We start from the raw sequence: 12,444 nt of genomic DNA, 5'->3' as shown, positions 1-12,444 counted from the left end.
AATAAAATGATCCGATTTAATCGTGCTATTCGCCCTTTTTCTGTTATGAGTTTTGATTTAGACGACACCTTATATAACAATCATCCAATCATAAAAGCAGCCGTTAGTGCTCAGCAAAACTATCTAAATGCATTACCTCGTTACCAAGAGCAAGGCACACAATACTGGCAGCAATGTCGCCAACTGGCAGTCAAGCAAACACCTGCGCTGGCCGATAATGTCACTCAATGGCGTAAACACACATTACATTTAGCCCTAACAAAACTGGGGTTTAATGAAGAAGAAGTAATACGTCATGCCAATAACGCCTATAATGCCTTTGCCGAAGCACGCAGTAATATTGTTGTCGATGATAGCGTACTGGCCCTTCTTCAGAACTTAGCACAGCATTTTACTTTAATCGCCATTACCAATGGTAACGTTGAAATAGAACGCTTTAACTTAAACAACCAGTTTGCGCTCGTTTTACAAGCCGGTATGCACGGTAAAGCAAAACCCCACACTGCCTTATTTGATAAAGCAGCTGCACATTTAAAGGTTGAAAAAAACGACATACTACACATTGGTGATAGCCTAGATACCGACGTACAAGGCGCTCATAATGCGGGGTGCCAATCAGTTTGGTTAAACAATCAACGTGCTCAATATGCTTATAAAGGCCTTGCCGATGTAGAAATAACTAACATCCATGCCTTAACGCATTTTATTCGTTCATAAACTGCTGCAAATCGTTATGAAATGCCCAAAGCAATGGTGCTTCGTATACATTTAGATTTGTAGTTAAGTGCTTATAAGACTTTGCTTTTTCGGCTTTATTGAGTAACTCAGAATGCTTTTGGCTTATTATATTTTCATAATTTTTATAGCTTTTTGGTGGATTTGATAACACGTTATAAAGTGTATAAAACTCAAACATATCAATAAATCCCTTATAGTTATTTTGGAAAGTAACTAAATGGATATTTTCAACTAAATCGGTATATTGCTGATTATCTGCATTAAACTTTTTATAGTATGAAGCCATCATACTCGGTACATTTTCATCAGGAAAATGATTAAGATTTAAAATAGTTTGCTCAGATACTGAGTCACTAAACGATATCAGTGTGCTACTCACTGGTATCACTATTTTAGACAATAACCGATTAATTAAATTATCTAAGGCCATTAACTGATTCGTTGTGATTTTATTTGCCTCAATAAAAATATCACTTTTATTTACATCGCTTTCAAGCTTAGGTTTTAATTTTGCGAAAACACGTCTTTTGTCAATTAAATCAACTAGAAAAGAGTTAAACTCAATGATATTCCAACTTTTTACATCTTGCTTATAAAAGGCTTCAACGCGCTGATTAACAGACTCTTTTTGGCTTTCTAATGTGTTTAATGCGGTATATACCGCATTTAAATTAATCGCTTTTTTATTTACCTCACTCACAATATGGCCCGCTTGTTTGCTGTAAAAAGCATGTGATGAGGTTTTGGCATAATTTAATGCATCATGGAGATTACCTGCGTTAAGCGCTTCTTTAGCTAACTGTAAATTTTTCGCCGCGCGGACGATATTTGTGTACTCAACTTGCCAAGTATCTGGTTCGAGTGCATTTAAGCGATTAAGGGCGTTTTCGAGCTTTACTATATCTTTTTCTTTTTTAGCCGTGTTATATACCCCTTTTAATACATCGGTTTTACTTGGAGTACAGCCGAGAATTAATAGTGATAATAAAAAAAGTATTTTTTTCATTTTATTTATTTTTTATCAATAGTTTACAAATACCGTACCTGTATATTTTTTAAAAGGCAAATCCTAAAGAAAAAGACTTTACTGACTGTTTTTGTAGCAAAGAAATCGATACCCTCTCTTAAGTTAAATAACCTAGTGTCTTTTACCTTTAAATAACCAACATCGAATAAAATCTATTTATCCAACAATTTTAATTACCTATAAATTGTAAAAAAAATGCGTTAAGGTTATCCGTAAAATATAAAAAAGGATTTATATGCGCTTTATCTTATTTACTCTACTTTTTCTTTGCCATTGGAACGCTTTTGCCATTAACTACTTTGTCAAAGATGAGAGCTGTGAGCCAACATCTGACACTATCCAAATAAAAATGAGCAGCAAACTTTCCAACTTAAATGAGAAAACAGCTGAAAAAAAACGACTCAGAAGCAAGGCCATTGAAGAATATTCAGCCAAAGGTGTTCATGCAGAAAATGTACAGGTGGTAGAGCAATTTCAACTGGAGGTACTGTCTCGAAAAATGAATTCCGCCATGAGTAAAGTGACTAGGAATTTAGATTACGTAGTGCGATTTACGCCCTCCACTCATTGCAATCAACAAAAAGCGATTACTGAAGATATGTTTATTGCCGGTACTCATAAACAAGGTAAAACACTCTTAATCAAAGGGAAAACCGTCGAGTTTACTGTAAATACAAGCAATACTCCTAAATTCACTGAGTTTAAAAATACAAGTGTGACTCCTTCTTCATTTGTTGGCCAAACATTGGGACAAAGTATTGAGCGCACACTCTCGTCATTAGGTTTAGCAAGCTTAGAGTTTGGTAATGGCAATAAAAAGATACTTGTCTACGGAAGAAATCACGCACTGCATTTTATTGATAACAAGCTCGTAGGTTATCAATTTCATATCAATTTATTACCCATGTTGTTAAATAATGAACTTTCTTTAGAAAATAAAGAATTAGAAATACGCCTAGATGCGCAAGATCCTATTTACTTAAATACCCCTTTAACAGCTCAACATATCACTCAGTTAAAAAAGCATTTCACACATATAGACACGGCTATATATAAAGAGAGTATTAATGAAACAAATCACCACTTAGCAGGAATTTCTCAAGGTACGCTTATAGAAAATATTGATAGTAATAGTAAATGCTATGGGGGTGTGGGTTCTGTTAATGACTTTATGAATAAACATCAAGATCATTTACCGCTTAAATTATTAAACGAAAACCTTAAAAGTATTATAATCACACGCTGCAATGAGCTTTTATATGAACGTGCAGGCTACATATCAAAAATAAAATTAATCGAACCGTTTTCAACAAAAAATATTAAACTTGTAGCGCTCGCTAATTACTTTAATAAAAGCTCGGCGTGGCAGTTTGCCAGTGCTAAATATGAAAGCCCAACAGACACACTCTCTGCTATCGGAGAGTATGATGAATTTTTAGACAAAGCAGAGTTTTCATCTGAGCTATGGGACGGTTATTTTTATACTTACGATGGTCTATTAATTAGCGCAGAACTTACAAACAATAACTAACAACTTTTATAGGAATACGCATGTCATTACTCGAATTTTTACAGAAACTGGCTAACACTCCGCACAGCATTCAGTTTACTGATTCAATGGCTGTCATCGAAGAGCACTACGATTTTACCGCCTGTGCTTTTAATAACCACGGTTTACTTAGCTCGGCGAGTGAAAATAACGGTTCGTGTAAAATTTTTGCTTTTGCCAAGTTAAACGAATTAACGAAACAAAATACCTTAGATTGTTTTGGTCAGTTTTATCGTGAAGATGTAATGCAAAACCCTGATGGCGATGATCACATGAATATTCGTACGTTTATGCTAGCGCCAAAGGCGACCCCATTTTTAGGGCTTACCTTTGAGGGTGAGCCGTTAAAAGCCAAATAAGCAACTTAATTTATCGTCTGATTTACTATGTGCGGCTGTGTAAATACATCTGCACTTTTTAATAACTTATACTGTTTTAACTATTAAACTTTCATACCTATCATCGCGAATAACATTGGCCTACTTAACAGCCTTGGGTATAGATACGCACCTTTGCTATAATGGCTTAAAACTAATTCATCAATCACTTTTAAGCTTATGAGCAATAAGATTCGACTCGCTAAATATATTGCTCACGCTGGTGTGTGCTCTCGCAAACAAGCATCGCGACTGATTGATGAAGGCTTAGTTGTCGTCAATAATCGCCCTGCTAATCATATCGATCACGTTAATGAGCACGATGCTGTCATCGTGGACGGGAAACATATAAAAGGAGCTGCCGATTTAGTTTATTACGCTTATCACAAACCTGTAGGGGTTGACTGTAAACTTAATCAACACGACTCTCATAGCTTGATCCACCAATTACCAAAGCTCACACGGGTTTACCCCATTGGCCGGTTAGATAAAGACTCTCGAGGGCTACTAATACTCACCAACGATGGTGATTTTTGTAACCAACTTATTCACCCTGATTTTCACCAACCAAAACAATACTTAGTCACGGTAGATAAACCGATACATAATGAGTTTTGTAAACAGATGGCTGCGGGCGTGCCTGTCGATAAAAAAATAACATTGCCATGTGAGGTAACACGGGTAAATGAAACGCAGTTTATTATTGTGTTAAAGCAGGGATTAAATAGACAAATAAGAAAAATGGCACATTTTTGCGGTTATAAGGTGGTTGATTTACTACGCACCCATATTAGCGATCTTGCACTTGCTGAACTCGATTTAGCACCAGGGCAGTACCTCAAAATTCAAAAGAGCCATATTGTAAGAAATTAAAACAACCACTGAACGTGGCTGTTTTAATTTATAAAGGCCTTAATAAAATAAGGCCTTAACGTCGTTTACTTTAAAACTTATACGTTACTGTAAGTTTTGCATTTCTGCTTTCACCAGGTAATCCACCTGCGTACATCGCTTTGCTGTAGTAGGTTTTATCAGCTAAGTTATCAACATTCAATTGTACATTCCAATTATCAACGCCATAGCTTACGGCTGCATCCCATAGTTGGTAAGAGTTAATGTATGCATACGGTACTCCATAAGCTGAAGCATATAAGCTACGCTCATCTTCATACGATAAACCTAAGCTAAATTTAATCGGCGCTGGCAATGCAGCAAATGTATGCTCATAGCTTGTCCACACACGGGCGTATTTTAATGGAACCCCTTTAGATTGACCTTCAGAGATGTCGCCTTGTACTGTAGTCGCATCCATATATGTCGCATTAAAGTTCATGCTCCACTGATCGTTTAACGCCAAGTTTAAATCAAGCTCAGCTCCTCGGCTTCGATCTTCTTCATCGTAAAAATATTGCGCTACCGAGATATTGTATTCAGCATCATCAACGTTATCGTTATACTCTTCGTTACTATATCTAAGATTAGTTCTGCTGGTTTCGAACAACACAAATGACATTAATAAGTTTTCATCAAATGCCGTCATTCTAAACCCTAAATCGATAGAGATAGACTCTGAATTAGGTCTGTCATCACCATCGGCCTCTAAACTTCCTAGCAGGCTGTATGCAGTTGTGCCCTTTGAGTAGTTTACAAAGGTCGCAAATTGCTCTGTAAATTTATAATTTAAGCCTAAGTTATAGGTTAAGCCATTATCATCAGTATCTAGCTCTTTACCAATATCTGGTGTGCTTACCGTGCCTTTGTGCTGGTAATCTTGGCTAATGCCCGTGTACGCTAACCCAAATCGACCAGTAAACGAATCATCAAAATAGATAACCTCTTGAGCACTTACACCCCATGCAGTTACGCTTTTATCGTAATTTGTTTTAAGTATTGGATCGTAATCATCAAAGTCGCCTGTAGGCCAGTTAGGACTTCTAATATCTAAAATGTAAGGTAATGAACCCCCTCCATCTGCATCATAAATAGAAGATGACTGTACCGAAGCATCTCGAGATTCATAGTTTGCACTAATTAAATGCTCACCTGAGAAGTTACCTGATGACCAAGTACTCGTTAAGTCAACAAAGTATTGCCATGTAGTTTCTTCTGCCGTTTGATGACGATATTCTTGACGACGTGCAGCATAAGGATATAACACATCATCAATTACTAATGGCGCACGTGGATCGGCATTTATCTCACCGTTACGATTCCAATAAATAAAGTTAAGGCCACCTGTTTGACGTGTAAACTCTGAAGAGTAGTCACGGTACTGAATTTGTTGTGTTAATTTTAAATTATCAGAAATATTCAGATCTTGACGTAATTTAAAACGTAACTCTTTACCTTCATTTGGTTCAGATAAAGGTGAAATTAGTCCACCACTGCCCAATGAATAAGGCTGTAATCCATCACTTGCTAATACCGTGCTTGCTAGCTCATCACGTTGTGCTTGTGTTAGTTGCACACCAGAAATGCCATCGCCATCAGCATCGGTATCATTCACTAAATCATCACCGGTTAATTCACTAGGGTCAACGTTGATATCATCGACGCTAAGAATACGTACTGGGTCACCTACCGAATCAATTTGGATAGAGTCATCAATATAAGCCGCTGAAAATAAAATAGCGTTGTCGTCTGAGAAGTCATAGCTTAGTGACGCATATAGCTCTGCACGCTCGGTACTTAAATCACGGTATCCGTCTGATTTTTCATAGTTAGCGACTACACGATATGCGGCTTTATCAGTTAAACCGGCTGTTGCATCTAACATTACGGCAGTGTTATTCCACTGGCCAATTAGTGCTTTAATCTCGTATTGCTCTTTTTGCTGTGGTTTTTTCTCAATTAAATTAATAACACCACCAGCAGCACCCATACCATATAAGCCTGTTGCAGGACCTTTAAGTACTTCAACGCTTTCCACATTGGTCATTGAACGAGTGGGGTTATAGTTATTACCTAAATCGGCACCACCATAAATACCATCATAAGTATAATTAGCCTCTAAACCACGAATAATTAAATTATCACCAATACCATAGTTATTACCCGCTTGCGTTACACCACTGATATTACGAATGCTATCTTGTAATGTTTCGCTTGATTGTTCACTCAGTATTCGCTTATCTACGACAACGACCGCAGCAGGGGTTTGCATCAATGTCATATTAGATTTTGTTGCAGTGCCAGAGTCTAATATTAGTTGGTTATGTAACCCGTATACGCTAATTCTTTCAACCGTATTTACATTATTACTTGCTATAGCAAGGCTAGCCGCTGATTCAGTGTTGGTTTTACGCTTAATAACAACGGTATCTGTATCTAGCCAAACAGCTTGCAGATCGCTACCTGCAATTAATTGACTAATCGTGTTTTTAGCGGTTCCGGTTTGATCAACATCTTTTGCTAACCCAGTAATAATTGATGGCTTAGCATAAATAGTAATATTTTGATTATTTGAAACTTTATTAAGTGTTTGCGATAAAGTTTCTTCAGCTATAGTTGCTGTAGAAAAAGAAGCTAAAATAGCACACGTAAGTAATGATAACGGTGTCATTGTTTTGTACTTTGAAGACATTTGATATCCAGATTTCATGTTGATTGGGGAGTGTTTACTTAAACGAAACAAATGATAACCATTATCATTAACATTGTCAATATATATACCGCTTGTTCAGCCCAATTTATCCCCTCTCATCACGCAGATAAAACCGGCTAGTTAACTTTAACTAGCCGTGTGACACACTTATTTAGTTTATCATGTCTCTTTTTTTAAAATCACGTCATATAAATCTTCACGACGGTCTTTTAAGTTACGCACGGTTCCTTCACTGTGTAATATTTTTAACTTATCCATATCTAAGTCACTAAATAACAACATTTCAGTATTGGGCGTTGCCTCGTTTAATGTGGCATCGTGCGGAAACGAAAAGTCAGAAGGCGTTAATACCGCAGATTGTGAATATTGCACATCCAGACTCTCTACCTCAGGTAAATTACCGACAGACCCAGCAATAACAACATAACATTCGTTTTCAATTGCGCGTGCTTGCGCACAATGTCGAACGCGTAAGTAACTGTTTTTTGTATCTGTCCAAAATGGTACAAACAGAATATCGAGTCCTTGTTTGGCTAAAATGCGTGAAAGCTCAGGAAATTCTACGTCGTAACAAATTTGAATCCCAACACGCCCGGCATCTGTTTCAAATACAGCAATCTTATCGCCGCCTTGAATCACCCAGTCGTTTTGTTCGTGAGGGGTAATATGTATCTTTCGTTGTTCATCAATTTTGCCACTGCGATGGCATAAATAACTGACGTTATAAATTTTATCACCCTCTGCCAGAGGCATAGAACCGGTAATAATATTGGCGTTATATTCTACCGCCATACGCGACATTGCATTTTTAAATGTGTCGGTATATTCGGCTAAAAAGCGAATCGCTTCGGTTTGGTTACTTTGTTCGCCCAACCCCATTATGGGGGCATTAAAAAACTCAGGAAATAAAATAAAATCACTTTTATAATCCGATACGGTATCAACAAAGTACTCAACTTGTTTAAGCATTTCATCTACCGATTCGACACAACGCATCTGCCACTGTACTGCACCGACCCTAACAATCGATTTAGTTGACTCAAGCACGGTATCGGTCGGTTCATACATGATATTATTCCACTCAAGTAAAGTGGCATAACCTACAGACTCCTGATCTTCAGGTAAGTACTTTTTAAGTAGTCGTTTTACCTGAAAGTCATTCGATAATTGAAAACTTAAAATAGGGTCGTACAGCTCTTTTTGATCAACTTTTGCAATGTACTCCATAGGCGACATTTCTGCACTATGGTTGTAATAACAAGGTATACGTCCACCAGCCAAAATAGCCCGCAGGTTATATTGTCGGCACAGCTCTTTACGTGCATCATATAACCGCCGGCCTAAACGCATGCCACGATGAGTGTCGCTAATGGCCACATCAAGACCATATAATGCATCACCTTCAGCATCGCTAAATACCCGGTCGTGCCCATCAGCAATATCTTCGTAAGTATGGGGGTTTGAAAAACGGGTATAATCAACTTGCACACTTAATGCAATACCAACCAGTACTCCATCGTCAACAATGCCTATTTGCCCTTCTGGAAATTGGTCTATTAATCTAAATATAGTATGTGTTGGCCATGCCCCACCTAAATCAGGGTAAGCCTGATCCATTAACGTTTTTATTTGCGGGTACTGGTCTTTGCTTAAATTACAAATCTCCAGGTGGGTTTTCTCTACACTCATACCTAACTCCATCAAGATAATATAAAAGACTAAACATATTTATTTGAATACCTTGAACTTTGTATCATGTTTTTTAATCATCCGCCTGCTATTTCCTGCTATCACGGTATTGTTTAGCTAATAAAAAGACGTGGAGTGGAGGCATACACAAACTGTGCATTAATTAATCGGATTTATGTGCAAAGTCTTTGGTAGTCTTGGTCAGATTTGTTATTCTTTATAGGCTAGCTGTATCTTTTATATTCTTTCGCCGAACAGGTTGCCTTTATTTCACCCCAAAAAGAGCCTAACAATGAGTAAAAGTAATAAAACACTTTTTTATGATAGTGAAAATAAAAAAATAAATGCCCACATTATTAGTAAAGTGGCAGTTTACGCATTAGTGGTACATTGTTTACTTATTTTTGGATTTGCTCACATTGGCGTTAATGCCTTGGCCATTGCCAATGTTTTTAGTGTCATAATGTGGTCTATCGGCCTGGTATTATTAAATAAAAAGCCCACTTTAGCATTTTACTTATTTTGTATAGAAGTCACCTTACATTCTATTTTAGTGTGCTCCATTTTAGGAATGCAGTTAGGGTTTCAATTTTACCTGTGGACCGTTGCATGCTTACTAGCCTTAATAATTGATTTTAAATTTCAATTTAGAACCGCCTTAATGATTGGGTGTATGTGGGTCATTCTGTTTGCAGCTTTGTACTTTCTATTTGGTGATATTAACTATCCATATGCATACAGTGATTACTTACCCTACGTCCATTTTATTAATATTCTCATTGCAGGCTTTCCCATGGTGTATATCGTCACTATGGTAAGAGCTGCGGCAATTACTCAACGCATAGAACTAACCAAACAAGCATCCCTTGATTACTTAACCCATTTATATAATCGTCGCTTCACCCACACTTGGTTGGCCAATAAACAAAAGCACATGGCTAAAAAACCAAGCCATCATTTTATTATTATTGCTGATATCGATTTTTTTAAACGCATAAATGATAACCATGGCCACGATATAGGCGACATTGTGTTAGCTAAAACGGCCAAAACAATTAAATCATCCATAACCCCTTTAGATATAGCTGCTCGTTGGGGGGGCGAAGAATTTTTATTTACACTGTCAGATCTTGACCAACAACAAGCTTATGAGCAAGTAGAGCAGCTACGTTTACAAATTGCTAAACAACATAATCCAGAAACAGAACTAAATTTAAAAATCACCATGAGTTTTGGCATGGCGCCTTGGCTAGCAGATGTGAGCTTAGAGCACACATTAAAAAAAGCAGATGAGGCACTTTATCTCAGTAAAACCAGTGGCAAAAATAAAACCACGGTAGCCAAATAATCGTTAGCGGCTTAAATTACTCCCTTCTGTGTAGCAGAGAATTTACTAAGCCGCGAACCCGTTTATTATCGAATGCTCGCAATGTTAAATGCAGTGCGTCGTAACTCATTGCGATAACAATAACTGTAACTTCATTATAAAAAGCCCTAATCCCTTGATTAGTCTGTTTATTGATATATTTTTCATCGTCATTCCTCCCTCCACTATGACCCGTAGATTATTAAATAATAACGATATTGCTTGCAAAGGATGAAATAAACATCAAAATCCACGATAATAACTAATCAATGCCCTGTCCAATTCTAGTTGAGAGTAATATGACTGAAAAAACTTTTATCAAAGGTAAAGATCGCGACTTAGAGTCGTCTATCTCTACAATGCAAAACAAACTAAGCGCCCTAAATATAAATGTTGAAGAAGCACTTTGGTTAAATCCTGTAGCAAACTGCTATTCAGTCCATATTAAAGACAGTGATTGCCCTGTTATGTTTACCAATGGTAAAGGTGCAACCGACAAAGCATCACTTGCCTCAGCATTAGGCGAGTACTTTGAACGATTAAGTTGTAACTATTTTTTTGCTGATTTTTACCTAGGCCAAGAATTTGCTAACGCCGACTTTACTCATTACCCTTCTGAGAAATGGTTTAAAGTAGAAGACGAAAATCAAGTACCTCAGGGAATTATGGATGAACGTTTATGGGATTACTTTGACCCTGAACGTGAATTACTACCAACCCATTTATACGACTTTAACTCTGGCAACAACGAACGCGGAATTTGTACATTGCCGTATATTCGTCAGCGCGATAACGAAACGCTGTATATCCCAGTCAATGTTATTGGTAATATTTTTGTTTCAAATGGCATGAGTGCCGGTAATACCAAATTTGAAGCACGTGTACAGGGGCTATCTGAAGTATTTGAACGCGCTATTAAAAATCGCATTATTGCCGAAGGCATTTGTTTACCAGAAATCCCTGAAGATGTCGTAAAACAATATCCTAAAATACACCAAGCTTGTGAAGAACTTCGCAGCCATGGTTTTCATTTACGTATAGCTGATGCCTCTTTAGGGGGTGTTTACCCTGTAATGAGTGTGACATTGATTAACCCAACCGATGGCTCTGTATTTGCATCGTTTGGTGCTCACCCTTCATTTGAAGTGGCTCTTGAGCGTACTGTTACAGAGCTACTGCAAGGTCGTCGTTTAGATCAACTAGATGTATTCCAACCCGCTACTTTTGACAACGATGAAGTCGCGTCTTCTGAAAATATTGAACTGCACTTTATCGACTCTAGCGGCCTAATTTCTCATGATTTCTTCCGCGCTGAAGCCGATTACGACTTTGTACATTGGGACTTTAGTGGCACCACAGAACAAGAGTATAATTTTTGTGTCGATTTAATTCATAGCATGGATCACGATATCTACATCATGGATTACACTCACTTAAATGTTTATGCATGTCGTATTTTAGTGCCTGGTATGTCAGATATTTACCCTACCGATGAGCTTATATGGCGTAATAATAACGAGGGAGCGAAATACCGCGAAGCGTTTTTATCACTTGATCAATACAATAATGAACAATTAATGGATATCTACGATAGCCTAGAAGAAGCCGGCCATAGCGATATTATTCGCGCGGCTGAATTTATTGGCCTTGTAACCGATGCCGATACCCCTTGGCACACCCTGCGTATTGGTGAGTTAAAAGCGCATTTATGCTTAGCCACTGGCAATGAAGAAGCAATTGATTGGGTTGATTGGATACTTCATACCGGCCAAGTAAGTGAAGATGCAATGCGTCATTTTCGCTGTTTAAAAGCCATCTTAGAAATAAAATATGATGATGAGCGCCAATACAGCGATTACCAAGACGCTTTAGGGTTAATGTTTGGCTCAAACAACGTTGCGCTAAGTATTGAAATAGCCGAAGGCCGTACATTATTTAATGGATTAACTTTCCCGGGTTTATCACTAAATGGCTTTAAAAAGCACGCCGCACTGCTTGATGGTTATCGTAAGCTGCATGTTGCAAAAGAACAGCATTGGAATCGTGAAATTGCTGATTCATAAAAGTTACTTGTAAGCACATAATAATAAAAAC

At 37.6% G+C, this 12,444-nt stretch carries 9 protein-coding genes; 6 read left to right on the top strand and 3 right to left on the bottom strand.

Features of this window, described 5'->3' with window-relative positions; all coding sequences use genetic code 11:
* Positions 1–6: 6 nt before the first annotated feature.
* Positions 7–717, top strand: coding sequence for an HAD-IA family hydrolase (locus J8L70_RS12655; protein ID WP_211055957.1), 711 nt, complete (start codon positions 7–9; stop codon positions 715–717).
* Here the strand turns inward: J8L70_RS12655 and J8L70_RS12650 are convergent.
* Positions 704–1,744, bottom strand: a complete 1,041-nt coding sequence (locus tag J8L70_RS12650) for a hypothetical protein (RefSeq protein ID WP_211055956.1) — start codon at positions 1,742–1,744, stop codon at positions 704–706. The genes J8L70_RS12655 and J8L70_RS12650 overlap by 14 nt on opposite strands.
* A gap of 256 nt (positions 1,745–2,000) precedes the next feature.
* On the opposite strand from J8L70_RS12650, the gene J8L70_RS12645 reads away from it, so the two are divergent.
* From J8L70_RS12645 to J8L70_RS12635, 3 genes are all read left to right on the top strand, one after another.
* Positions 2,001–3,296: a hypothetical protein gene (locus J8L70_RS12645; RefSeq protein ID WP_211055955.1), complete on the top strand. Its 1,296-nt coding sequence runs from the start codon at positions 2,001–2,003 to the stop codon at positions 3,294–3,296.
* A 20-nt stretch (positions 3,297–3,316) separates the two neighbouring features.
* Positions 3,317–3,673: a HopJ type III effector protein gene (locus J8L70_RS12640; RefSeq protein ID WP_211055954.1), complete on the top strand. Its 357-nt coding sequence runs from the start codon at positions 3,317–3,319 to the stop codon at positions 3,671–3,673.
* A gap of 198 nt (positions 3,674–3,871) precedes the next feature.
* Positions 3,872–4,564, top strand: a complete 693-nt coding sequence (locus J8L70_RS12635) for a pseudouridine synthase (protein WP_211055953.1) — start codon at positions 3,872–3,874, stop codon at positions 4,562–4,564.
* 70 nt (positions 4,565–4,634) lie between these two features.
* Here the strand turns inward: J8L70_RS12635 and J8L70_RS12630 are convergent, their stop codons facing one another.
* Together J8L70_RS12630 and J8L70_RS12625 are read right to left on the bottom strand one after the other, a co-directional pair.
* The gene (locus J8L70_RS12630; protein WP_247664814.1) at positions 4,635–7,274 is read right to left on the bottom strand and encodes a TonB-dependent receptor; all 2,640 of its coding nucleotides are present in this window, start codon (positions 7,272–7,274) and stop codon (positions 4,635–4,637) included.
* A 180-nt stretch (positions 7,275–7,454) separates the two neighbouring features.
* On the bottom strand, positions 7,455–8,984 hold the full coding sequence (locus J8L70_RS12625) for a carbon-nitrogen hydrolase family protein (RefSeq protein WP_211055952.1): 1,530 nt from the start codon (positions 8,982–8,984) through the stop codon (positions 7,455–7,457).
* 292 nt (positions 8,985–9,276) lie between these two features.
* On the opposite strand from J8L70_RS12625, the gene J8L70_RS12620 reads away from it, so the two are divergent.
* Entirely contained in the window at positions 9,277–10,332 is a 1,056-nt protein-coding gene (locus J8L70_RS12620) for a GGDEF domain-containing protein (protein WP_211055951.1), read from the top strand.
* A 317-nt stretch (positions 10,333–10,649) separates the two neighbouring features.
* Positions 10,650–12,413 carry a 30S ribosomal protein S12 methylthiotransferase accessory factor YcaO gene (gene ycaO / locus J8L70_RS12615; RefSeq protein ID WP_211055950.1) on the top strand — a complete coding sequence of 588 codons (1,764 nt, stop codon included), beginning with the start codon at positions 10,650–10,652 and terminating at the stop codon, positions 12,411–12,413.
* Positions 12,414–12,444: the final 31 nt, after the last annotated feature.

Origin of the sequence: Pseudoalteromonas sp. MMG010 (genome assembly GCF_018100905.1) — a bacterium.
Classification (GTDB): Bacteria; Pseudomonadota; Gammaproteobacteria; order Enterobacterales; family Alteromonadaceae; genus Pseudoalteromonas.
The sequence above is the reverse complement of the archived record's forward strand: the minus strand, read 5'-3'. Positions and strand labels throughout refer to the sequence as shown.

Excerpts from the sequence above, each read along its gene's own strand:
- J8L70_RS12620 (WP_211055951.1), top strand. The coding sequence starts at position 9,277 with ATGAGTAAAAGTAATAAAACACTTTTTTATGATAGTGAAAATAAAAAA.
- J8L70_RS12635 (WP_211055953.1), top strand. The coding sequence starts at position 3,872 with ATGAGCAATAAGATTCGACTCGCTAAATATATTGCTCACGCTGGTGTG.
- J8L70_RS12650 (WP_211055956.1), bottom strand. The coding sequence starts at position 1,744 with ATGAAAAAAATACTTTTTTTATTATCACTATTAATTCTCGGCTGTACT.
- J8L70_RS12655 (WP_211055957.1), top strand. The coding sequence starts at position 7 with ATGATCCGATTTAATCGTGCTATTCGCCCTTTTTCTGTTATGAGTTTT.
- ycaO (WP_211055950.1), top strand. The coding sequence starts at position 10,650 with ATGACTGAAAAAACTTTTATCAAAGGTAAAGATCGCGACTTAGAGTCG.
- J8L70_RS12645 (WP_211055955.1), top strand. The coding sequence starts at position 2,001 with ATGCGCTTTATCTTATTTACTCTACTTTTTCTTTGCCATTGGAACGCT.
- J8L70_RS12630 (WP_247664814.1), bottom strand. The coding sequence starts at position 7,274 with ATGTCTTCAAAGTACAAAACAATGACACCGTTATCATTACTTACGTGT.
- J8L70_RS12640 (WP_211055954.1), top strand. The coding sequence starts at position 3,317 with ATGTCATTACTCGAATTTTTACAGAAACTGGCTAACACTCCGCACAGC.
- J8L70_RS12625 (WP_211055952.1), bottom strand. The coding sequence starts at position 8,984 with ATGAGTGTAGAGAAAACCCACCTGGAGATTTGTAATTTAAGCAAAGAC.